The following is a 21,369-nucleotide window of genomic DNA, read 5'->3' as shown; positions in this document are numbered from 1 at the left end:
CGCAGCGCCCTTGGGGTCGTGAGGAAGCCTGCCCAAGACCCCGATCTGGAGTTCGTGTTCGACCTCGGCCGTGGCATAGCCGTCACCGACAAGAACGAAGCCTGGTCGCGAATTCCACGTCGCCGCGGTTCGGAGCTTGCCGGCGACATGAGACAGCTCGTCATCGCGGGCATGAGCCAGGAGCACCATCGCATCAGCCGCCCGGATGATCGGCAGAGCTGGTGAATCAGGGGCTGTTCGACCGCAGTCGGCCAGCACCACCACGCCAGGCTGATCACCTGCGGCGCGCAAGACCGAAGCGCCCCGTGGCGCGAGAACGCCCAAGGCAGCACGAGCTTGCTCCGCACCAACCGGACCGGCGATCACCCCAAGTCCAGCCGGCAGGCGTTGGACGTGCTGCCACAGCACCGACGCCTCCGCGCTCTTGCGTGCTGCGGCTGCCAAACTCACCAGCCCAGGCGCTGAGGGCAGCCGGAACCGCGCGGCCAGGTCTCCGCCCGCAGGATCGCACTCGACCACGACCGGTGTCTGCTCGGCCGGCCATCGCGCCGCCAGCGCGAGAGCGGCGGTCGTCGCCCCGGGCGACCCCTTCAGCGAACACAGAGCGATCAACATCAGCCGCCGCCTCCGCTCAATGCGACGAGACTGACCTGGCCTGCCGGAGCGGCGGCGAGCTGGCGGGCGTTCGCCTCTGGCAACTGCAACGAGACCACCGTGCTCTGCGGGTCCGGGCCCGCACCGACATCGCTCACCGTCGCAGTCCACTGCGCGATCGGAACCGCAACCTGTCCGGGATTACTACTCGCTGTCCCGGTCGAAGCTGAACCAGAAGACACCAGTACAGCGACCCGCGCACCAGGTGCGAGCGCTGGCGGGAACTGTCCGGCTTTCAATGCCACCGCGGCAATTGCCTGGCCGTCAACCGGGATCGCCGGCGGCCCCAGCGAGCCACGGGTCAGGAGTGTGCCGGCAGGCAAGCTGAACGCCGCAGGGCGACCGACCACAGTGGACGACTCGGCGGCCGGTACTGCGTCGAGCCCGACATCGGCAGACACGGAGACTTGCCGAAAGTCCGGTGCGGACAACAGATGGCCGACGGTGACCGGACGAGCCAACACCAGAACCGGCTGTCGGTTGTCAAGCTGGATGGACACGATCACCGCCGCGGCGGCGCAGGCGATCACTAACACGACACCGAGCAGCAGGTACGGAATCCGCCGAGACGGGCGAACGGTCTTCCAGCGCGACGGCGGCTCCTGTTTGCCTCCCCGCTGGGCCCAGGCGTCCGGTGGCGCGGTCGCCGTGCCAGCGGTGTCCGTGCGTGTCGAGGGGGGTGTGCTCATGACCGGCCTCCCTTCTGGTTTCAGGCATGGCGCCACCGCGCCGCGACGCCGTCTGCGGCGCGGTGGCTGTTCGGACTGAGTTCTGTGGTTGTCAGCGCGGAGCGCGTGCCCCGTTGCGGATCACCGTCCGCCGGTGTTGAGCGCTTGGCTCTCCGCCACGCGGAACGCCGCGTTGCCTGTGGTCGTCATGTCGGGGAATGTTCCGGATTGGCCAGCCCCGGACCATGAGACCGCCCAGTGCACGGTGGCTGTGACCGGATATGCGTTGTTCGGTTGCCCGGCCGAGGACGTCCGGTAGGTGTGACCGCAGTCCGGCGACGCTGCCTTCGGATCGCCCTTGGCAGGGAACGGGGTGCCGCCGCTGCCGCACGTCACCTTCGATCCGTCGCCCATCGACCACACGAGCGAGGTCGGTTTCGCGACCGCGGTCACCGAGACCCCGGGGACGGAGGCCGTGGCCGACTGCTGATCCCAGCCGCTCGACAACCACAACCACGTCGGCAGGGCCACCAGCTGATCTCGGCGCGGGTTCGCCGCGATCGTGGGGCTCGGCAATCGGAGCTGGTTGCGCGCGGCCTGCGCTAGTTCCGCAGGCGACGGCAGCGGAGCCGGACCAGGCGCTTGGCTGTCTGGAATCCAGATCGGCGTCCGGTACAGCGCATCCGAGAAGCCAGGGCCGGAGCACTTGTACAGGTACCACGCGCCCGGTCCCTGACCAGGGCTGGCTTGCGCCTGCAGAGGCCGCGCGGCGGTGTGCACCAACGGTGCCGTCCGCACGCTCGCCAGGCGAAACACCGCAGGCCGGACCTCAGTGCCGCGTTCCCGGTCGGATGGCCGATAGGCGGCGGTGATCGTTCCACCCGCCGGGGGCCGGTAGTCCGAGCGCTGGTATCCGCAGTCGGCGCTCTTGTCGTTCGGGCCGATCACTCGGTCGCCGGTGTCCGGCTGGTCATCGTGTTGACCTCCGCCCTGTCGGCCCGGATTCCTGCCGGGGCCGGACGGGACTCGCCCGGGGGTGCCGTCAGTACCGCCTTGGCCCGCGCCGAGCTGGCACGCCGGGGACGGAGTCTGCTGGCAATCCGCAGATCCCCAAGGGCCGCCCGCCAACGCCGGGGCTGCTCCTGCGAGCACCAGCGATCCGGTCGTCCCCGCAATCAGCGCAGCTCTCCTCAACATGACCCGACCTCGTGAATTCCGAAGTCGGTAACCCGCCATGCGCCGTCTCCCTGCCGTTCGACAACGGCATTGATTTGCCGACGTCCGCTCGGGCCGTCGTTGGCCGGCTGTCCGTTGTCCGCACGATAATGTTGCCAATTGCTGTCGTCGCCGCAGTCAGCGACGATCACCTTTGTCGGGTCTGTGGGCGGCTCGACGGATGACACCTTGGGTGAGTTCTTGGGCTGCCCTTTGGTCACGAGACCATTCGCCTTGTCCGCGTACAGGCCGCGGGTGATGTTGGTCAGTGCCGTGGCAGTGGCGTGCTGCCCTAAGCGCGGGTCCTGCCAGTTTGATGTCTTCGCCGCGGCGGCCATGTCTTCCCACATCCCGAGGTATGCCGCCACCGCTCCTTGACGTGCGGCGTCAGCCGGTGCTGTCGACGCTGGCGGTGCGGCTGCCGACGTAGGCGCTCCAGGAGCTTCGGAGGAGCCAGCGGGAGCAGGATCGGACGGCGAGCCCGCGCTGCATCCAGCCGCCAAGGCAGCGACGATGACGCTCGAAAACACCGCTGCTGGCCGACATGCCCTTTGGGAGACCACGGACTCCACCCCTCCACTCCTCTCACTCGAACTTCTGCCGAGTGCCCTGGCTCAGGTCTACCTTGCGTACCCATACTGACTGCAAGGTGTGGAAGTACCGACCCGGAAGTCGGAATGGTACTCTGCCTTCAACGTTCACCCATTCGAACTAGCAATGTGCGAGTTTCCCAACTGGCGAGTAGTAAATCTGGTAGTGCTGATGACGAGCTACTCAGCGCTGATTGGGGGCACCTCGTGAACCAGCCTCGCCCGAAAACTTCGAATACTTACGGGCCATAATCGCCATGCAGACCGCTGCGGTCCTGGGCTGGGCACTCGTTGGCGCAGCGCTCGCGTTGATGCTGCGCCCGATAGTCATCCGATATGCCGCTGCGAGCGAGCCCGCCACAGCACCGCCGCCCCTTGGCTTGCTCGAAGCCGTGACAGCCATCGTGTTCGCCGCACTCGCGTGCCGCTTCGACTGGTCCCTGGAACTGGTCGCGTACAGCGGCATTGGCGGGTTCGGTGTGCCGCTGGCAACAATCGACCTGCTCGTGCACAAACTGCCGAATATTCTTTTAGGCACGGCATTCGCGGTTCTAGGAATCTCGCTGGGGGCCGACGCTGCTCTGAATGCTCATGGCGGCAACTTTGCGCGAGCAGCCTCGGCGATGGCCGTCGCCTTGGCTGTCAACGGAGCTCTGTACGCCCTGGGCGGAATTGCCGGCGGCGACATGAAGCTGGCAGGACTGCTCGGAACTGGACTCGGCTGGATCAGCTGGGAGGCTGTCTGGGCCGGCCTCGCAGCGGGGTGGCTCCTCGGCGGCACCGTTGTCGGGGCCGCGAGAATCGTCGGGAAGCAGGGCGCGAGCGGGGACATCCCGCTCGGCCCGTTCCTCCTGGCCGGAGCACTGCCGTTCCTCCTATATTTCGGGTCATCGACGGTCGTACGCTGACTCCCGTCGATTCCCGGCAAGCTGCCCGGGGTACGCACAGCGAACCCTGGGGCAGCGATCCCGCGCTTCAGCCCAAGGACCCGCATTCTCACCGTTGACGGTCATGGTGTCGTGCGTCACCATGGTGAGCAACAAGATGGAAGTTGCTCGAAACGGAGGCATGATGCACGTTACGTTCCTCGGCAAGGATCCCGAATCCCAGGTCGACAACTCGCCGACGCTCTATGCCACTGACCGGACTGACCGCACCACCTACATTGCCCAGGGATGGAGGGTGACTGACCCGCAAGCGCTGGCCGCCATCGGACCGGTCCCCGATCATGAGACCCTGATCGAGATCCCCGAGGATGTCCTGAAGTTCTACGCCAAACGCTACGCACAGCAGGAGCCGAAGGAGGAACACGCTGACTGAGCTGATCAAGCCAGGACCGGAGTTCAGGCAACTCTTCCATGGCTTCGAGCACACGGCCTTCCGCTTGGAGACCTTCGATCAGTACGACGCGACGTACGAGAACGAGTCCCTGCGCAAATTCCTCGCCGGCGAGCCGGACGACCTGCCCTGGATGCAGAGCTGGCTTGACATGATCCGCGAAGCGAAGGCCGCGGGCCGGCTCTTCAGCCGCGTGCGCATCGTCTCAATGCCGCTCACGGACTACAGCCGGTTCGGCGTGTGGTGTTCGCAGTTCACCGGCGGAGCAGGCGAAGACATCCGCTACCTTCCGCGAACCCGTGCCGACCGGCTGCCGAAGCATGACTACTGGTTGTTCGACTCGCGCTTGCTGGTTCGGATGCATTTCGACGATCGCATGGGATTCTTAGGCGGCGAGGTCGTCGAAGACCCGGAGCAGGTAGTTCAACACAACTACTGGCGTGATGCAGCCTGGCATCACGCGGTACGGCGGGACGATTTTGCCAAGCAACAGGGCCTCTGATCCCTCGAACGTCCATGAGGCGCGCATGGCGCTCGGCGGTCGGCTCCGCGAGCTGCGCGAACAAGCCGGTCTGACCGGCAGGAAGCTCGCGGAGTCGCTGTCATGGCATTTCTCGAAGATCTCCAAGATCGAAAACGGCAAGCAGAAACCCAGCGAAGACGACATCAAGTCCTGGACGAAGGCGACTGGGCGCGAGGACGAGGCTCCTGCACTGCTCGCGTCGCTCCGCACACTGGAAGTTCAGCACGCCGAGTGGCAGCGGATTCTTCGTGGCGGCATCCGGCCGCGGCAGAACTCGCTTGCTGAACTGGATCAAAAGACGCAGCTGTTCCGCGTATTCGAGTCGACCGTGATTCCGGGGCTCCTTCAGACCTCCGAGTACGCTCGCGCGCGTTTCGCCGAAAGCATCCGTGTCTTCAAGCTCGCCAACGACATCAACGACGCAGTCGCGGGCCGCCTGAAGCGGCAGGACATCTTCTACCGGCCGGACAAGCGCTTCCACTTCGTCCTCACCGAGGCGGCTCTGCGCTTCCGCCTGTCAACTGTGCCGGTCATGCTCGGCCAGCTTGATCGCCTGGTCTCGATCTCCGCGCTCCCCAACGTCAAGCTCGGGATCATCGGATTTGACACCCAGTACACCGCAGCACCGTGGCACGGGTTCTGGTTGTACGACGAGGAGAAGGTCCTGGTCGAGACATATTCCGCGGCCCTCAACCTCGCACAGCCCCAAGAGATCGAGCTGTACTCGGACGTCTTCAGCGAACTCGCCGCTGTCGCCAGCTATGGCCGTGCCGCTCGCGCCATCATCACGCGCGTCATGGACGAGTTCGCAGAGCAGCTGCCGCAGGACTAGCGCCACGTTGCTCCGATCATCAACTGTTTGACTTGTTGCGTGCAACTACGAGCAACTTGCTTTTCTCGCGCACGTGAACCTGCCTAGTCTCCCTGAGTCCGCCCCGGCCGACCTTGGAGACGAGCTACGTGATTACGCCAGTACCCCTGCTCAGCAAGGACCGGATCGGCCTCCTCTCCGAGAGTGCGCGCGAGGTGGTCGAATATCGAAAGAGCGGCTTGAGCCTCAACCACATCCAGGGATGCCCACTGGGATGCGCATATTGCATCCGGCATACCTACGGGTTGTGGGACAAGGATCAGCCTGTTGCGCTCATGCCGGACGCGCAAGCGGTGGACGAACTGGTCAACCACCGGTATTTTCAACCGCACGTCACACCGGTCCAGTTGTTCAACCGGGCCACCGAGCCTTTCTTGCCGAAGGTCCGCCCGCACACGTATGCGGTGCTCGAAGATCTGGACGAACGCGAGCTGACCAATCACGTGCTGGTCATCACGCGGCACCAGCTCAAGCCCTACGACATCGACCGGTTGAACCAGCTTCGCCACGTCAAGCTGACGCTGCTGTTCACCTACTCAGGGATCGACGACCCGAAGATCGAACCGTACCCGTCGCACGTCGCAGCCGAGTCGTTGAAGCTGATGAGCGAACCGGTGCGGCGAAGGTACCGGACGATTCTCTATTGGCGTCCGCTCGTCCCCGGCCTGAACGACACCGATCAGCACCTCTCCATTGCGTACGAGTTGAGCCGGCACGCGGACGCTACGGTTTTCACTGGACTTTTCTACCGCGACCAGATCGCCGCGTACTACAAGGCCAACGGCATCCCCGAGCCCTATACCGATACTGCACGCCGCAAGATCGTGCCCGAGACGCTGGAACGCCGGGTCCTCGATGCGTTTGCTGACTCGGCTGCTTTGTTCCGCAAGACTTCCTGTGCCGTGTCGTACGCGCATGGCCTGCCCGACTACAACGGTCACTACGGCATTCGGGAACTTTGCGACATCTGCCCGCTCCCGCAGAGAGAACTGTGTGCCGGGGCGCAACGCGTGCCAGCAACAGAAGATGTACACCGTTGCGCCAGCGTGTTGCCCGAGGCGCGCGACCTTGAGGTCGTAGACATTTCCCAGCGGGCCGTCGTCGTGTCCGGCTTGGAAACTGAGCAGCCACGGTACTTCCTCCAGCACGCGCTCGGGTTTCAGGTGCACGACGCGAGACACCCTCACCATGCGCTCCGGCATGGTCGCGCCGACATTGGATGGACGGGAGTTCCAGCATGACTGACTGGACTGCACTCAGCTACGTCGTCGTGGATGTCGAGGGCAACGGCCAACAGCCCGCCGATCTCGTGGAGATTGCGGCTGTCCGGATCGAACACGGAAGCATCAGCGAGCCCGTCTCGTGGCTAGTGCGGCCTGGCCGGCCGATCACCCCTTTCGCGAAGCGGATCCACGGGATCACCAATGAGCAGGTAGCAGGAGCTCCCGCATTCGCCGAAATCGCCGCCGAGGTGCTGAAGGCCTTGGACGCCCCCGCGCTCATCGCCCACAACGCCCATGTTGACGTCGGTGTGCTGGAGCGCGAACTTGGCGACTGGGAATGCCCCGAAGTGTTCGACACGCTCAAGCTCTCGCGGCGCTTCTTGCCCGGCCATCCGACTTACAAGCTCGGATCGCTTGTCAGGCAGCTCGGGCTTGACGCTGGGCTGGAGGACATGCAGCAGCCGCATCGCGCCGCGTACGACACGACGGTGACCGCCCGGTTATTTGCTCATGTCGCGGCCGGGCGATCGCTCGAAGCACTCCGCGAACGACCGGAGCGAGGTGACGAAGATGACGCCGTCCTCTTCTGATCTCGACCGCGGCCTGCTCATCAGCGTCGACGGCCCCGGCGGTGCGGGAAAGACGACGATCGTCCGGCATCTGGCACAGATTCTTCTTGCGGAGGGCCGTCACGTGCACGTGACGGCGGAGCCGTCGAACGGCCCGATCGGGAAGCTCGCCGCCGAACTCACACCGACTGTCACCGGTCACGCTCTCGCATGCTTGTACGCGGCTGACCGGTATCACCACGTGGAAACCGAGATCAAGCCACGTATTCAGACTGGCCACGTGGTGATCTCCGACCGGTACCTGGCATCGGGGCTGGTCGTCCAGCGCTTCGACGGCGTGGACCCCGTGTTTCTCTGGCAGATCAACGAAGAAGTCGAACGACCGGACCTTACGGTCATCCTTGAGGCCGACCCCGACGTGATCTCGGAACGGTTGCACGCACGTGGACCGCACAACCGCTTCCAGAGCCCGCCAGGCAATAGCCGCACGGAGACCAAGTTCTACCGGGAAGCTCGCACGATGCTGGATGAGGTCGGCTTCCCCGTTCTGACCCTGGATTGCTCAAACCGTCCGCCTGAGCAGTCTGCCGCGATCATCCGCGACGAGCTGAATGCAATGCTCGAGCCCGCCGATTCAGCCACCTGATCGGTCACGGCAACGTCCAGCTCTGACTCAGTAGCCACCCCGGCGGTGTTTCGTGCCGCGCGGCGCGCATGCCTTCGGGGAAATCGGCGGCGGACGGGCGAGGTCGAGCCCGACGGCGTTCACATTCTGCCCAGCGGCAGAAAGCCTAGGCGCCCTCGCCTGTCTGCCGCCCCATAGCCGCGGTGGAGGCGGCTGACCCCGACCGGTCGCCTCCACCGCGCTCCACCCCGGATGAGAGGTGTCTGGAATGGCCGCACCAGTCCAACGCCTGTGGACGACGCCCTATACCTGCGGGCGCGACGGCATGCAGCATCAGGTCACCGACGAGGCCTTCTACGAGTCTCGCGAGCACGGCGTACCCCTCGTCGCCGTCTGCGGTCGTCAGCTGGAGTGTTCGCTCGCTATCTCGGCCCCCGGCGCTCAATGCGTCGAGTGCGCTCGGCTCATTCACCTGTCCCGTATGCGGCAGAGCGAGAAGCGGCGGGCTGTTCTTGTGCTCGTCCAGGGCGGTCCAACCGGACGGCATCGCCGGCCCCCGCCGGCTCGGCGGCCTCATCGCGTTCGCGGACGAAGCCAGCGCGGCAGGAGGGCGTCATGACAAACGACGATGGGCGAAAGCAGGACACCCGTGCGCCCGAGAATCCCGACGGTGAACTGGACGGTCGCGCAGACGTCGAAGCGAGGTTCCTGAAGATCCTGGGCAGGGCGTTGCGTTGTGAACGCGAGATCGGCGACTGGACGCGGCAGGACTTGGCGCGCGATGGGTGTTGGCCAGGCGACGCAGACTATCGCCTCGCACGAGTTCGGAACGCGCGCGATGACGGTCGCCCGGTTCACGGTGTACTGCAACGTATTGGGACTGCCGCCCGGACGCTTGTTCGAGCGCGTGTACGACGAGGCGATCAGCGACGGCACGGTAGTCGTGAACCTAGCCGAGCTGGCCCGGTCGGGACATCCACTCGCACGCTGGGCAGAGATCCGCTTGCGAGACCTGCCCCCGTACTCAATAGGCCGGCTGCTCGTTCCCCGGCCCGCGCAAGACGCGCTCGCTGAACTCTGCGAATGCGACAAGGGCCAACTGCTCGCTGAGTTGAAGGCAGCTTGACATGTTCCGGGAGAGCCCCAATGCGCCCTCATACAGGGTGTGCCTCGCACTCTGGCCGTTCTCACTTCGCGGCGAAGCGGTGATGCACAAGGTTCCGCAGAGACTCCTGCGAATCCTGTGCCGCGGGCGCACCTGGCTCGGGATGAGCGACTGCGGAGTCATCTGCCTTGCCGACGGGGAGCCTCGCGAGGACGTCGTTCTGATGTGGTGCATCAAGTGCTTCCCGGCGGGGACCGTGCCCGCCGCGCGTACGAGAGGAGTCAGCAGCCGTGATCTACCGGCCCGGTACCGCGCAGGACGCGGCGCGAATTCCCGCAGCACCCGGAGGGTTCCCAGACGATCGGGCGGCCGAGATGAGCCGCCCCTCCGTCATCCGCCACCGGCCGCTGGACGACTGGACCGCGACGCAGATCGCATGGCCGGTCGAGGACCGCGATCTCGCACCAGCCAACCATTAGCGCGAAGGACACCATGCGCAGCACGAGCCGCCTCCTCATCCCGGAAGCGCCTAGTCGCGCGGCACCGATTTCGATAACAAGAGAAAGGACGGGACACCTTGGCAGCGCCAGCAATCAGCATCAAGGGGTGTCGGATCACCGGACCCGCCCGGGACGCGATGCGCAGGAAGCTGAAGAAGAGGTACGAGAAAGGCGCGACTGTTCGTGCGCTGGCCGAGGAATGCGGGCGCTCGTACGGCTTCGTGCACCGGGTTCTTTCCGAGGCCGGAGTTCAGATGCGCAACCGAGGCTGGCGGGTCCGCAAGACACGCCCGGCCGCGCCGATCGGTTCGGGCCCTCAGCACTCGATGGGACATCCGCTATGAACAACAACGCCTGCCGCACACCAGGGCCACGAGTAGGAACGTACGCCCTCATCGGCCGCGACGAAGACATCCTGTTCATCACCGACGACACCGGTGCCTTTGTCTTGCCAGGCGGCCCGGTCCGCGACGGCGAACCCGTCGAGCAGGCACTCCGCCGCACCCTGCGCGGCCAGATCGACGCAGCGATCACCGGACTCGACTTCTGCTCCGTCGTCGAGCACGAAATAGACGGAGGCCGGCACGGGTCGTCGTCCGAGCTGGCGTTCCTGTTTGACGTGACGCTCGCCGACACCGACCGCATCACCGTTCACCGGCCTCGTACGCACCGGTGGGCGGGCGAGGCCGAGGTCTCTGTGCTGCGCCCGGCGGCAATCGCGGAGGTGCTCGCCGCCGGAAGCCTGTCCGCCGACGTTCCGTGGCGGGCGTGGACACCATGACCCAGTTACTCCGCACAGCGATTGACAACCGCGGCTGGCTCTCGGCCAGAGATGGCGAGTTGCCGCGTTCGGAGCCGGTTCCTGCCTTGGGATACCAGATGACGTCAAGGGAGGCGCAGAGCAGTCGCCTCGATGATGCGACAGATGCAGTTCCGGACTTCGCCGAACTGATCGGGCGCAGCGACGACCAGCTCGAAGAACTGGTCCTTGCCAACCTCGGCCCGGACGCGACCGGACTGTGGCAAGCCCTGCTACTCCCGCCGCTGCTCGACCGGGTCCGGACGATCTTGATCGCGACACAGCACAGGGTCGACAACGACCTCCGCACGCGGCGATCAAGGCGCAACGAACGAGGCAGCAAACTGGGCTTCGACCCGACGTCGCACTACGAACAGCGATACAGCCAGTGGCGTGTCCGCGTCACCATGTTCAAACGCCTCGTCGAGACCAGGTTGTCCCAGACGCGAGCCGCCGCTGCCGACGAAAACCACAAGGCAGCCGCCCTGAACCGCAGGCACCGCAACGCCGTGCGCAGGCTCGCCGAGGCCATCGACCGCCACCGCCGCACCCTCGGCGCAGAGGTCGATCCCGAGCCGGCCGATCGGGCGCTGTGGCAGATCCTCGAGGACGTCACCGTTCCTCTGGGACCACAAGGGGTTCCGGTCGCCGTCCGCGACATGCTCACCACGTACTGGTCGTCCGCGCAGAAGGGCGCAGCCATGGATGCCGAGACCACTAAGACCAAAAGCCAAAGTACGACGGAGTACCCGGCACCCTGGCCGGAAGACCTGGAGAGGTTCGCCGATGCGGTCCGGCCGACAACGAAGCCGAATCAGGACGCGGACGGCGAGAACTAGCGCTCCAGTCATCCGGTTTACCGCCGCGGCCCGTTGATACCCGACGACGTCAGCACACAGCAGCGCCCGTCGATAGACAGACAGGAGGCAAGAAACCGTTGCAGACACTCGCAGAGGCCGACGGAACCCGCTTGCCGCACGCAGAACGCGAGTCCCCGCGGCGGCCGACATCGCGCGGCTCTCGAAAGCCAGCACCGACCAATGAGAAGCAACGAGATTTGCTGAACGCTTGTCACTGTGGACTGCACTCCTTGTCCCAGGAGATCAACGCGGACGGCGGCACCGGAACCAAGACGGTCCAGCTCGCCTACCTCGAGGTCACCAGCGGTGCCGGTTCGACCGGCCGCACGTTCAACAGCCACCACAGGGACTTCTGCACCCGGAATTTCGACGAGCCCGACCCGACACTCTATTGCGACTGCAGGCTCTACGGCCTCTGCGACGCGGCACAGACGGTCACAGTCGTCTGGTCGCACACTACCGACAGGCCGACCGGCTGGAACACCACAGAACTGATCACCACGAGGCACGGACTCATGGAATGCCCGACCAGCACACGATGGAGCTGCCGCTGATGCCGGATCACGCAAACTGGACCCCAGCCGTGCAAGACCGCATCGGACTGCCGACATGGCGTCGACTCTACGACGCTCCGGGATTTGTCCACGAAACGGTCGACAAGAGCGGACGCACGTGGCGGATGTGGTTCGCCGACAGCGACATGCCCGGCGACCCGCATCCCCGCGGCTGGCGACTGGCCCGGCTCGCTGCGCTCGACCAGGCTACTTTCGTCCCGCACACCGGTGACGGCCGGGAGTTCGACACCGCCGCGGCACTGATCACCGCTGACGAGGCCGCGCGTGAACTCAGTGACCGCGCACGAGCACGGCAGCCTGCCGGACAGCTGCGCGCGGCCGAAGCACAGATCCTCCTGCTGGACGAAGCTTCACCGACCAACCTGCACCGGCACCTGCCGGGCCGACAACGCGCACAGGCTGTGGCCATAACACTGGACCAGGACACGGGCGTGCTGGACGCACGCGTCTTCGACGACGTGCTGCCCGACCGGACCGTCTGCTGGACGATCCCGTGCGTGACCACCGCCGCCGCGAATCGCGTACTACAGGAGGCCGCCAGCTTGGTCGGACCGCTGCTCGCCGATGTTCCGGCCGTGCTGTACCGCCGGATACGCGAACACCTCGCAACAGCGTTCTCCGACGACGATTTGGTATTAGGCATGTACGCCGGCGAGTGGTTCGAGAAAGACCCGGCATCCTCCGGGATCACCGCCGGAACAGGCGATCGCGAACTGGCCGAATGGGCCGCGGCCTACGACAAGAATGTCGCGTCCGGACGCTGGCGGAAGTTCTTCCCGCGGGGCTTGGACATCGGGAGGTGCCGACACGTGGTGCTGCGCGGCACCTACCTGTGGGCCCGCACGCACCGAGATCTGTTACGGGAGCAGCCCATCCGGCTCGACGTCCATACCCATACCATCGCGCCGAGCATCGGTTGTCGTGATGCCAGCTAGCACACCTGAGTTGAACAGCCGCAACGAGAAAATGGCGCAGGCATACCGGGACGGCGCAACGATCACGAGGATCGCCGCTGTCTACGGGCTGTCTCTGAGCTGGACAGGCCGGATTCTTCGCCAACAGGGCGTCGCGATGCCCCCTGTCCGGCAAGGAGTGAAACGAGAACTCAACGTCGCGCGAGTCGTCAGCGACTACCAGGGCGGAGCCACCATCCAGCAGGTCGCGGACACGCACCACGCGTCTTATGGCACGATCCGCCGGCTCCTCCTGCGCGAGAAAGTCGCAATCCGGCCCCATGGCGGCCAAAACGCGATCAGCCTCCGCGCCGCCCAAGCCGACAATGGCCCACCCCGACCAAAGAAGACGAAAGCGGTCCTGGCGCGGGCTCCCTCGACGCACAGTCCGCGCCGCCCACTCCCACCGACCCTGCTTCGGCAATAGCGCAAGAACATGGACGTTTCGTGACGAGCAAACAAGACACCCCTCAGCCGTCGCCCCGGCACCTGCTGCTCGGCGCTGTCCTTCACGCGCAACGCCGCAAGGCCGACAAGACCTTGCGCGAAGTGGCGAACCTGATCCACAAGCACCACGCGCAAGTCGCACAGTGGGAACTCGGCGTGCGCAAGCCCGACGCCGAGCACGTCGGCGGAATCCTCTGCGCCCTGTCCGTCGCTCCAGACGACCACGCCTACATCTCCAGCCTCGCGAGGACAACCGACCACAGCGTGGTAATCCTCCACCCGGCTCACCACCGCCACCATGCCGAAGCACGCAGCCACTTCACCCAACTCGCAAAATCCTTTGTGGACTACCATCCGACCCTCGTTCCCGCCTCCCTGTGGACCTCCGACTACGCCCGCGTTGTCCTGAAGGATCTCGGCGCGGCTCCCGGATGTGTCAGTGAATTCGTCAGAGCCCAGGCAGCGCAGCGAAGGCTTCTGCGGACCCCTACCGCGGAAACGAGCAGAAAACAGGTCGAAGTCTTCCTTGGCGAGCCTGCCCTGTCGTCCCATCTCCGAGCACCGGCGGTCACCTGCAGCCAGCTCCGATTCCTGCGGGCGCTAGAGAAGGCGAACCCGATGATCAGAGTGCGCATCGTTCCGTCGGAGATCTGCGGCAGCCCGGCACTGCAGGCCCCGTTCACCTGTTACGAGACGGCCGCAGGCCCGGTCACGTACTTCGCGCACCACAGTGCGGGTGTCTTCGCCCCCGACCACGGAGCCTACCGACGGCTCACCGCGGATCTGCGTCTGCTCGCACTGCCCACGACACAATCCCGGAAGGTGATCGACGACCGCATCCGAGACCTGGAACGACTTTCGCCTGCGGCAGAACTTGCCCAACCCCCAACGGCAACCGAGGCCCACCGGTGACCCTCGAACCGATACCCGCATCCGCCGTCGGCACACCGACACCCGACGCTGCAGCCCAACCGCCCGAGACAGCCGGAGCTTTCGTGCGCAGACGCCGGCAGGCATCGGGCCTGAGCATCAACCGCCTCGCGGTACGATCCGGGATCAGCGCCTCCACCATCGGAACCCTCGAACGAGGCCGCACCCCGCTGCAATCACTATGGACCGCCGCAGCCTTGGCCTACGCTCTGAAAGCCGATCCGTACGCACTAGCGATCGCCGCAGGCCGCAGCTACCCCGCAGCCACCCGTTCAGACCGCGACCGGGGACACCGCACCGTCCGAGCGTCCGACATCGCAGGGCCACACCGGACCCTGACCTGCTTCGGCGAAATGCTCTACCTGTGGCGCATCAGGCACAATCGCACCCTGACCCAGGTCGCCGAACTGACGGGTGCCGATCGCCTGTGGTTGTCGCGAGTCGAACGCATGGCGGCCGCGCCGTCGATCCCCACCGTCGTGAAGATCGCCTACGGTCTGAACCTGTCGCGCACAGAACTGCTGGTCCTGGCCATGCGCGACCAGCACTGCCGCAACCTGTACGCCCGCGAGAACATGGTGTACGCGCCGCATGTGCGCGACCTGTACGCCCGGTCCGGGTGACGGTTGCGACGACCGCACCCCGAGCGAGGAGGCTTGCCCAATAACTCAGCTCATTCGGAGCTGGACGCCTGGGAGTTGCATCGGCGTGCGCGGGCACGCTGTATGAGATCGGCATGTTTCGTCGCCCAAGTGACCATCGGCATCATCGCGTCGAGCGCTTCGGCCGTCTCCGGACTTAACGAATACTGCACGGAGGGCGGAAAAGCTGTGGACTGCTGGTGCCGAAGGATCAGCCCGTCGGCAGTCATGGTTTTGAGCGTGCGCGCGAGAACGCTTTCGTGCAGAGTGCGACGGTGCCCGCGGTCCCGTTCGCATAGTGTCCTGATCGTGTCGAGAAGCTCTTTATAGTGCTTTGGCCCATCGGCGAGCGCGACGATGACTGCGTGCATCCAGTCGCCGCTGAAAAGGCGCCTCACGTCTGACAGCTTGCGCAGCTGCTCGGCATCCCAGCCGTCGCGCCACGCGCCGTCGTGTCGGGAGCCGACGGGAACCGTCCCGTCTACATGAGCGGTAGGCCAGCGGCGCTTGACGGGCCTCAGGGTTCGTCCGGACGTCAGCTGGACTTGTCCAGTTCGGTTCGACAGCTCGGTCATTGCATCCTCCCGGCGGCTAGGTCGCAGTTCGAAGACGGGCAGGTCCGTTCGTGCAGCCGGCCGGGGAGGAGATCAGGCCGCAGAACGCGCAACGTCCATAAGGCCAGCGTAGGCCCCGTCGACTCGATCTTCAACTGTCAACAAGGGAGTAGTTTGGATGACTCTCATCTGAGTTTAGGACGACAGAGGTTTCGGGACAGGTCGCCGTCTGCCGCAATCAGCACGCGGTCCTTGCCAAACCGCTTTGCGCTCAGGAGGTTCGCATCGGCTCGTCGGACAAGATCCGCGATGCCAGTGCGGCCGCGGGCGTTCAGGACGACACCGCCGACGGAGGCGGTCAGCCCAGTGATGACGACAAAGCGTCCGTCCGCGGACCGAGCTTCGACGACTGCGCCGCGTATCCGCCCGAGGATCCGTTCTGCGATCCCCTTTGCGCACGCCCGGTTCGCGCCGGGAAGGAGCGCCATGAATTCGTCTCCGCCGTACCGCCCGACGATGTCTTCGCGCCGCACCGCGGCCGTGAGCTTCGCAGCGACCACGCGAAGGACGGCGTCGCCCGCAGGGTGACCGTATCGGTCGTTGACAGCCTTGAAATGATCAAGGTCGAGGACGAGCAGCGCGATCGCATGCCCTATGGACCCGTCGAGGACCGAGGCGACCCGGACGTCCCACCCTTCCCGATTAAGCACTCCGGTGTATTTGTCCGTGCCCCACGAGCCGAGCGGCTGTCCGCAGGCAGAGCAGCATGGCCCCTGCCCCGACAGGGATGGCCAGGTAGATACCATTGTTGATCTTCCTCCGAACGAGTGGCTTTGACTGACGTGAAGGCGTCCGGTTCGCTACCGTTGGTTCGGAGTTGAAATCACGATGATCGCGAGTTTAGGCTGGTCGCGCGGACGAGTTCAACCAGGATCAACATCCTCACTCGTACGGGTGTTTACGTGAGTGGAAGCAGTCGGGGTGGAGATCGCATGGCGACACCGGCGTATCCGGATGGGCACCTTCCGGCGAGCCTGCCGGACAACTTCGCGGACATCCTGGCCGCCAGGCTGAACAAGCTGTTCGCGACTATGAAGCCGCGCAGCGGCCAGGAGTACACGAACGACTTCGTCGCAGCGGAAATCACCGCCACGGGCGTGGGGATTTCCGGAAGCTACATCTGGCATCTGCGCAAGGCACGGAAAGACAACCCGACACTGCGCCACCTGTATGCACTGGCTGCGTTCTTCGGTGTGCCGGCGTCGTACTTCTTCGATGACGCGGTGACCGACCGGGTCGACGAACAGCTGCAGAAGCTCCAGGCTGCGCAGGAAAGCCTGACCGCGAACACGAGTGAAGCCCAGCTGATCGCGATGCGTGCGGGTGCTCTGTCCCCCGAGCGCCGACGGCTGGTGATGGACCTGCTCGACGTGGTCTATCGCGACGAGCAGGCTGAGCGAGGCCAATCGCCAACGGAGTGAGCGCTGTGGCAGGCAAGGGAGCGATCCGGCACGGTGGCTTATGTGCTAGTCCGGTCCTGAGCCTGGAGGGAGGGGCAGATGACGTCCGAACGGCAGCTGCGCCGTCGCTGCCGGCAGCTCTTGACTGATCTCGACATCCATCCGCCGTTGGATGTCACCGAACTGTGCCGCCGCGTCGGGATCCAGCGTGGCAAACCGATCAGGCTGCGTGCGCATCCCATCCCTGTCCCCGGCCCGTTCGGTGCTTGGGTCGCGGCGGCTTCGGCGGACTACATTTTCTACCAGCAGGAAACGAGCAAACCGCACCAAGACCACATCATCCTGCACGAACTCGGTCACATGCTGGCCGGCCACGACAGCGACGCACACGACGACACCCTGCTCAGCGACCTCTGCCCGGGTTCCTCGACCGAGTCCCTGCGCGCCGAGTACCCCGACCTGGCGCCGGACGCGGTCCGCCGCGCGCTCCGCCGCACCTCGTACGACACCGCGCAGGAATACGAAGCGGAAACAGTCGCCACCATCATCCTGGAGTGGGCTTCGGTTCTCGACCGTGTCTGGGTGCCCGCCGCAGGCAACGGCACTGCGCATCGAATGGAGACCGCGCTCAGCGACCGGCTGGGGTGGCTATGACCTACCTCGTCCTCGCCTACGGCATCGCCGCCATCGCGGTGCTGGCCTGGCTGGGCCTACGACTGAGCCGGACCCCGCAGAACCTGCCGCTGCGCGCCCTGACGGGTCTCGTCGCCTGTCTCGCTCTCGCCTTCCCCTTCGGCCTCGCCGCCGACCGCGAGGCGACCGTGCTCGGCCTCCCGCCGATGCTGTCCCGCCTGATCCAGCACGGCACGCTGCTGATCGGAGTGACCTGTCTGGTCCTTTTCTTCCTCTTCTCGGCCCTGGAACCACGCCAGGCATGGCCACGAGCCCGCCGTTTCGCCGTGCCGCTCGTCGCGGCCGAAGCCGTTTTGATCGCCACCGCGGCGCTCGCCCCTCCCACGGTCCACAGCAGTTCCTCGCCCGCGGGCGCCGTTTTCACCGTCACCGCGGATCTCTATCTGGCATTCGGCTTCGCCACCGCGTTCCTCTGGGCGCGCCGCTACGCCCGCGACGCCAACCCGCGCCTCGCCCGCGGCCTCCGGATTGCCTCCGTCGGCCTCGCCGCCATCGTGCTGGCGAACTGCGTGTTCATCCCCGAGATCATCCTGCGCCGGGCGGGCGCGTCGTCCCCCTCCGCGCTCGCCGAGACCAGCGGCGCCGCGGCCACCCTGCTCGGCGCGGTAGCCGCAGCCGTCTTCCTGCTTCCCGGCGTCGTCATCTTCCTCGCCGGCGTCATCTATCCCGCCGCCGCGATGCGGGTCACCGCACTGCGGGTCTGGGCAGGCCACCGCCGCGCATACCGCCAGCTCGATCCTTTGTGGACAGTGCTGCACGCGCAGTTTCCCGACGACGAACTGCAACGGGTCACCCCCAGTCCCTGGCGCGACCTCTTCCGGCTCCGCGGCACGCACCGGCGCTACTACCGCCGCGTCGTGTAATGCCGCGACGGTCTCGTCCGCATCAGCCCCTACCTGCCGCCCCGCGCCTGCGAAGGCTACGACGACCTGGCGCGCTCGCTGACACACGCGCTCGCCGCCCGAGCCGCAGGACAACAGGCCCGGTCGGTCCATGCGACACCGGTCGTCGTCGCGGCCGCCGACAGCCTCGACGCGGACGTCCGCGAACTGGTGTCCCTCTCCCGCGCCATGAACTCGACAGGAGACCCATGACCACGGCCATGATCATCGGCGGGGGAATCGCCGGCCCCGTCACCGCGATGGCACTGCAGAAAGCCGGGATCGACTCGGCAATCTACGAGGCCTACCCCACCACCGCGGACGGCGTCGGCGCGTTCCTCAGCATCATGCACAACGGACTCGACGCCCTCACCGCCATCGACGCCGCCGACCTCGTACGCACACACTCTTTCCCAGCCAGCACCGTCGAATTCTTCAACCACCGCGGCACCCGGCTCGGCCAGGCCCCCATCGGCGGCGCCGCCGGAGACCGCGGCCCGCGGATGATCAAGCGGTCCACGCTCTACCGCGCACTCCGCGACGAAGCCAGCCGCCGCGGCATCGCCGTCCACCACGGCAAACGCCTCACCAGCGCAACCACCACACCTGGCGACCCGGTCACCGCGCAATTCGCCGACGGCACCGAAACCCAAGGCAGCCTGCTGATCGGAGCGGACGGCATCCACTCCGCCACCCGCGGGCTCATCGACCCCGCCGCGCCGAACCCGCGCTACACCGGCGCCATCACCGTCTGCGGCTACGCCGCCCACGCCGCCGTCACCACCGAACCCGGCACCTTCCGGATGGTCTTCGGCCGCAAGGCGTTCTTCGCGTTCCTCACCGCACCCGACGGCCAGACCTGGTGGTTCGCCAACCTCCCCCACCCCCGCACCGAACTCACCAAAGAACAACTCGCCAGCACCACCTCCGACGAATGGAAACAACGGGTCGCCGGACTCCTCGCACGCGACCGGACACCGGCAGCCGATATCGTCCGCGCCAGCGACGATGCCGTCACCGGCGCCAACGGCTACGACATCGCCACCACGCCCACCTGGCACACCGACACGACCATCATCATCGGCGACGCCGCCCACGTCTCCGCCCCCAACGCCGGCCATGGCGCCTCCATGGCCATCGAAGACAGCATCGTCCTCGCCCAATGCCTCCGCGACCTGCCCACACCCCAAGCATTCCACGCCTACGAAACCATCCGACGCCCCCGCGTCGAACGCGTCGTCGCCACCAGCGCACGCATGGGCGGCAACGCAACCCCCGGCCCCGTCAAACGGATGATCCGCGACGCCGTCCTCCCCCGAAAACTCAAGAAAGGACCACGCAACACCGCATCCTGGCTCACCGGCTACCACATCGACTGGCACCAGTCCGTTGCCCAGCCAGACGAAGTACCGCGATAGGCCAGTAACTGGGCGCACTTGTGAGCTGGTGAGTCATCAGACGACGGAAGAAGTCGTCGAACACGTTTGCTGCGTGAGGTCGGAACGCTTTCGCCGCCTGCCTAGTGCCGCAAGAGTGCGGCCAAGGCTCGAGCTACCGACACCGCAAACAGCCCTGTACCTTGGCACGCGTCCTCGAGCAGAGTGGGCGGAGCGCAGGCCTGAAAAGTGACGCTCTTCGCTGCTGAGACTCGGCAACCGCCAACCGTTTTACCCGTGGGTCCGCGGCCGGTAGTCGCCGAACCGGTGACGACGGGCAGGCCCTCGTCTGCGGAGCAGGTGGGCTGGCACGTAGTGGCTGACCGGCCGTGAAAATTGGTCGTCGGCGGTGACGAGCTCGTAGGTAACCCAGCTGAGCATTCCTCCGTCCTCGCGGCGAGCCCGCTCGAACAGCAGGCCGGGACCGTCGGTCTCGGTCCGCAAGCCAGCGCGGTTGCGTGCGACGAGGATTTCCGTACACAGCACGAGCAGCTTGCGCACGCCTACCCAGACCGGAATCGGCGGACTCACTCTCCGAACGGTTGACGGCCACTCGTCCACCACAAAATCACCCTGCTCGTATCCACAGCCTGGGCCGCCTGCAGCCCGGCAACCCGTACTCAGAGCCGAACATGCGTTCGACCCTGAGTCACATTGGTCTAGCCGGAGCGGCGGGTTACCCGTCGTCGCCCAGAACGTCACGCTTCTTGATTGAAAAGGCAAAAGGGGAATCGGCATCATTGCACCCTGGGCGCCCCGTCGTGTCGGGCGGATCCTGCGCGGGATCGCAACCCGTCGCGGCGCACGAGTCGTTGTGGAGACGGCGATGGGCGGCCCTCCCGTTCCGCCCACCACCCTGGTTGCCCATCGGACAGCCTTCCCCCATGCCGCAGCTCTCGACTGGCGAGCAGGCTGGCAGCTCCGGCCGCACCGGACGTGGCAGCGATTGCCGCGGCGACGGTGGCGGCTGCGTCCCGAAAGCCGTTGCCCCAGCACTTTGCCGACGGCGGCGCGGATGTCCGCAGGTGTGGCTGGTTCGCCGTCGAGCGCGATTCCGGCATCCCGCTCGGCGAGGCGTGCGGCCAGTGCCGGTTGATCGGCGGCGTGCTCGGGCAGCCCGGCCACGGGCACGGCGTGTCGCATGGCCGCGGCCACTGTGCCGTGACCGGCGTGGGTGACCACGGCGGCCGCGTCCAGGAGTCCCTCGGCGTGGGGGACGAATGCGACAATGGCGGCGTCGCCCGGCACGCGAACCCGCT

General features: G+C 66.0%; 26 protein-coding genes and 2 pseudogenes. 20 read left to right on the top strand and 8 right to left on the bottom strand.

Features of this window, described 5'->3' with window-relative positions:
• Nucleotides 1-18 precede the first annotated feature (18 nt).
• Entirely contained in the window at nt 19-225 is a 207-nt protein-coding gene (locus L942_RS44275; protein ID WP_143271435.1) for a hypothetical protein, read from the top strand.
• Nucleotides 226-614: 389 nt separating this feature from the next.
• On the opposite strand, the gene L942_RS42890 is transcribed toward L942_RS44275, so the two are convergent.
• From L942_RS42890 to L942_RS42885, 3 genes are all read right to left on the bottom strand, one after another.
• Complete coding sequence (locus tag L942_RS42890) at nt 615-1,343, bottom strand: SAF domain-containing protein (protein ID WP_081655062.1); 729 nt, start codon at nt 1,341-1,343, stop codon at nt 615-617.
• A 120-nt stretch (nt 1,344-1,463) separates the two neighbouring features.
• The gene (locus L942_RS45380; RefSeq protein ID WP_235079097.1) at nt 1,464-2,120 is read right to left on the bottom strand and encodes a hypothetical protein; all 657 of its coding nucleotides are present in this window, start codon (nt 2,118-2,120) and stop codon (nt 1,464-1,466) included.
• A 392-nt stretch (nt 2,121-2,512) separates the two neighbouring features.
• Entirely contained in the window at nt 2,513-2,905 is a 393-nt protein-coding gene (locus L942_RS42885; protein WP_235079095.1) for a hypothetical protein, read from the bottom strand.
• A gap of 479 nt (nt 2,906-3,384) precedes the next feature.
• Between L942_RS42885 and L942_RS14065 the strand changes: the two genes are divergently transcribed.
• The 7 genes from L942_RS14065 (at nt 3,385) to tmk (ending at nt 8,297) form a co-directional block, all read left to right on the top strand.
• Nucleotides 3,385-4,035 (top strand): hypothetical protein, encoded by a 651-nt coding sequence (locus L942_RS14065; protein ID WP_051165943.1) that lies wholly within the window; start codon nt 3,385-3,387, stop codon nt 4,033-4,035.
• A 103-nt stretch (nt 4,036-4,138) separates the two neighbouring features.
• Nucleotides 4,139-4,447, top strand: a complete 309-nt coding sequence (locus L942_RS14060) for a hypothetical protein (RefSeq protein WP_374204457.1) — start codon at nt 4,139-4,141, stop codon at nt 4,445-4,447.
• Nucleotides 4,440-4,967 carry a DUF6879 family protein gene (locus L942_RS14055; protein WP_037359944.1) on the top strand — a complete coding sequence of 176 codons (528 nt, stop codon included), beginning with the start codon at nt 4,440-4,442 and terminating at the stop codon, nt 4,965-4,967. Before L942_RS14060 ends, L942_RS14055 begins: the two co-directional genes overlap by 8 nt.
• Nucleotides 4,968-4,992: 25 nt before the next feature.
• Complete coding sequence (locus L942_RS14050) at nt 4,993-5,820, top strand: helix-turn-helix domain-containing protein (RefSeq protein ID WP_235079091.1); 828 nt, start codon at nt 4,993-4,995, stop codon at nt 5,818-5,820.
• Nucleotides 5,821-5,948: 128 nt separating this feature from the next.
• Nucleotides 5,949-7,100, top strand: a complete 1,152-nt coding sequence (locus L942_RS14045) for a radical SAM protein (RefSeq protein WP_037359940.1) — start codon at nt 5,949-5,951, stop codon at nt 7,098-7,100.
• A complete protein-coding gene (locus L942_RS14040) occupies nt 7,097-7,672 on the top strand; it encodes a 3'-5' exonuclease (RefSeq protein ID WP_037359938.1) in 576 nt (191 codons plus the stop codon). The genes L942_RS14045 and L942_RS14040 overlap by 4 nt, the downstream gene beginning before the upstream one ends.
• Nucleotides 7,653-8,297, top strand: coding sequence for a dTMP kinase (gene tmk, locus L942_RS14035; protein ID WP_037359936.1), 645 nt, complete (start codon nt 7,653-7,655; stop codon nt 8,295-8,297). Before L942_RS14040 ends, tmk begins: the two co-directional genes overlap by 20 nt.
• A gap of 552 nt (nt 8,298-8,849) precedes the next feature.
• On the opposite strand, the gene L942_RS44270 is transcribed toward tmk, so the two are convergent.
• Nucleotides 8,850-9,212, bottom strand: a complete 363-nt coding sequence (locus L942_RS44270; protein ID WP_158684462.1) for a hypothetical protein — start codon at nt 9,210-9,212, stop codon at nt 8,850-8,852.
• Between the two features lie 806 nt (nt 9,213-10,018).
• Here L942_RS44270 and L942_RS45375 point away from each other — a divergent pair.
• From L942_RS45375 to L942_RS43730, 8 genes are all read left to right on the top strand, one after another.
• Entirely contained in the window at nt 10,019-10,225 is a 207-nt protein-coding gene (locus tag L942_RS45375; RefSeq protein ID WP_081655060.1) for a helix-turn-helix domain-containing protein, read from the top strand.
• The gene (locus L942_RS14020; protein ID WP_037359931.1) at nt 10,222-10,662 is read left to right on the top strand and encodes an NUDIX domain-containing protein; all 441 of its coding nucleotides are present in this window, start codon (nt 10,222-10,224) and stop codon (nt 10,660-10,662) included. Before L942_RS45375 ends, L942_RS14020 begins: the two co-directional genes overlap by 4 nt.
• On the top strand, nt 10,650-11,519 hold the full coding sequence (locus L942_RS14015) for a hypothetical protein (protein ID WP_158684461.1): 870 nt from the start codon (nt 10,650-10,652) through the stop codon (nt 11,517-11,519). Before L942_RS14020 ends, L942_RS14015 begins: the two co-directional genes overlap by 13 nt.
• 251 nt (nt 11,520-11,770) lie before the next feature.
• Complete coding sequence (locus tag L942_RS14010; RefSeq protein WP_037359927.1) at nt 11,771-12,094, top strand: hypothetical protein; 324 nt, start codon at nt 11,771-11,773, stop codon at nt 12,092-12,094.
• Nucleotides 12,061-13,050, top strand: coding sequence for a hypothetical protein (locus tag L942_RS14005; protein ID WP_158684460.1), 990 nt, complete (start codon nt 12,061-12,063; stop codon nt 13,048-13,050). Before L942_RS14010 ends, L942_RS14005 begins: the two co-directional genes overlap by 34 nt.
• Nucleotides 13,040-13,495, top strand: coding sequence for a helix-turn-helix domain-containing protein (locus L942_RS46325; protein ID WP_374204456.1), 456 nt, complete (start codon nt 13,040-13,042; stop codon nt 13,493-13,495). The genes L942_RS14005 and L942_RS46325 overlap by 11 nt, the downstream gene beginning before the upstream one ends.
• A 20-nt stretch (nt 13,496-13,515) precedes the next feature.
• Complete coding sequence (locus L942_RS43735) at nt 13,516-14,427, top strand: Scr1 family TA system antitoxin-like transcriptional regulator (protein ID WP_037359923.1); 912 nt, start codon at nt 13,516-13,518, stop codon at nt 14,425-14,427.
• Nucleotides 14,424-15,068, top strand: a complete 645-nt coding sequence (locus L942_RS43730) for a transcriptional regulator (RefSeq protein ID WP_106964894.1) — start codon at nt 14,424-14,426, stop codon at nt 15,066-15,068. Before L942_RS43735 ends, L942_RS43730 begins: the two co-directional genes overlap by 4 nt.
• A gap of 50 nt (nt 15,069-15,118) precedes the next feature.
• Here L942_RS43730 and L942_RS13990 read toward each other — a convergent pair whose 3' ends face one another.
• Complete coding sequence (locus L942_RS13990; RefSeq protein WP_081655058.1) at nt 15,119-15,661, bottom strand: winged helix-turn-helix transcriptional regulator; 543 nt, start codon at nt 15,659-15,661, stop codon at nt 15,119-15,121.
• Between the two features lie 164 nt (nt 15,662-15,825).
• Entirely contained in the window at nt 15,826-16,446 is a 621-nt protein-coding gene (locus L942_RS13985) for a GGDEF domain-containing protein (RefSeq protein WP_081655057.1), read from the bottom strand.
• A gap of 186 nt (nt 16,447-16,632) precedes the next feature.
• Between L942_RS13985 and L942_RS13980 the strand changes: the two genes are divergently transcribed.
• The 4 genes and pseudogenes from L942_RS13980 (at nt 16,633) to L942_RS13965 (ending at nt 20,092) form a co-directional block, all read left to right on the top strand.
• Nucleotides 16,633-17,121, top strand: coding sequence for a helix-turn-helix domain-containing protein (locus tag L942_RS13980; protein WP_235079090.1), 489 nt, complete (start codon nt 16,633-16,635; stop codon nt 17,119-17,121).
• 78 nt (nt 17,122-17,199) lie between these two features.
• On the top strand, nt 17,200-17,754 hold the full coding sequence (locus L942_RS13975) for a hypothetical protein (RefSeq protein ID WP_037359919.1): 555 nt from the start codon (nt 17,200-17,202) through the stop codon (nt 17,752-17,754).
• A pseudogene (locus L942_RS13970) lies at nt 17,751-18,887 on the top strand (MAB_1171c family putative transporter). Before L942_RS13975 ends, L942_RS13970 begins: the two are co-directional and overlap by 4 nt.
• Nucleotides 18,884-20,092: an FAD-dependent oxidoreductase gene (locus tag L942_RS13965; RefSeq protein ID WP_037359917.1), complete on the top strand. Its 1,209-nt coding sequence runs from the start codon at nt 18,884-18,886 to the stop codon at nt 20,090-20,092. Before L942_RS13970 ends, L942_RS13965 begins: the two are co-directional and overlap by 4 nt.
• Before the next feature lie 249 nt (nt 20,093-20,341).
• On the opposite strand, the gene L942_RS45370 is transcribed toward L942_RS13965, so the two are convergent.
• Entirely contained in the window at nt 20,342-20,641 is a 300-nt protein-coding gene (locus L942_RS45370; RefSeq protein WP_037359915.1) for a hypothetical protein, read from the bottom strand.
• Nucleotides 20,642-21,097: 456 nt separating this feature from the next.
• Nucleotides 21,098-21,358 (bottom strand): annotated as a pseudogene (locus tag L942_RS46170) (glycosyltransferase); the annotation flags it as partial.
• Nucleotides 21,359-21,369 lie beyond the last annotated feature (11 nt).

Source organism: Amycolatopsis orientalis DSM 43388, assembly GCF_000411975.1.
GTDB lineage: Bacteria > Actinomycetota > Actinomycetes > Mycobacteriales > Pseudonocardiaceae > Amycolatopsis > Amycolatopsis orientalis_D.
Note: the sequence above shows the minus strand (reverse complement) of the source record. Positions and strands in the feature narration are given on the sequence as shown.

Coding starts and splice junctions, on each gene's coding strand:
- L942_RS42890 (WP_081655062.1), bottom strand. CDS start 1,343: ATGAGCACACCCCCCTCGACACGCACGGACACCGCTGGCACGGCGACC.
- L942_RS14065 (WP_051165943.1), top strand. CDS start 3,385: ATGCAGACCGCTGCGGTCCTGGGCTGGGCACTCGTTGGCGCAGCGCTC.
- L942_RS14060 (WP_374204457.1), top strand. CDS start 4,139: ATGGTGTCGTGCGTCACCATGGTGAGCAACAAGATGGAAGTTGCTCGA.
- L942_RS14050 (WP_235079091.1), top strand. CDS start 4,993: ATGGCGCTCGGCGGTCGGCTCCGCGAGCTGCGCGAACAAGCCGGTCTG.
- L942_RS14040 (WP_037359938.1), top strand. CDS start 7,097: ATGACTGACTGGACTGCACTCAGCTACGTCGTCGTGGATGTCGAGGGC.
- tmk (WP_037359936.1), top strand. CDS start 7,653: ATGACGCCGTCCTCTTCTGATCTCGACCGCGGCCTGCTCATCAGCGTC.
- L942_RS45375 (WP_081655060.1), top strand. CDS start 10,019: ATGCGCAGGAAGCTGAAGAAGAGGTACGAGAAAGGCGCGACTGTTCGT.
- L942_RS14020 (WP_037359931.1), top strand. CDS start 10,222: ATGAACAACAACGCCTGCCGCACACCAGGGCCACGAGTAGGAACGTAC.
- L942_RS14005 (WP_158684460.1), top strand. CDS start 12,061: ATGCCCGACCAGCACACGATGGAGCTGCCGCTGATGCCGGATCACGCA.
- L942_RS46325 (WP_374204456.1), top strand. CDS start 13,040: ATGCCAGCTAGCACACCTGAGTTGAACAGCCGCAACGAGAAAATGGCG.
- L942_RS13990 (WP_081655058.1), bottom strand. CDS start 15,661: ATGACCGAGCTGTCGAACCGAACTGGACAAGTCCAGCTGACGTCCGGA.
- L942_RS13985 (WP_081655057.1), bottom strand. CDS start 16,446: ATGGTATCTACCTGGCCATCCCTGTCGGGGCAGGGGCCATGCTGCTCT.
- L942_RS13980 (WP_235079090.1), top strand. CDS start 16,633: ATGGCGACACCGGCGTATCCGGATGGGCACCTTCCGGCGAGCCTGCCG.
- L942_RS13975 (WP_037359919.1), top strand. CDS start 17,200: ATGACGTCCGAACGGCAGCTGCGCCGTCGCTGCCGGCAGCTCTTGACT.
- L942_RS13965 (WP_037359917.1), top strand. CDS start 18,884: ATGACCACGGCCATGATCATCGGCGGGGGAATCGCCGGCCCCGTCACC.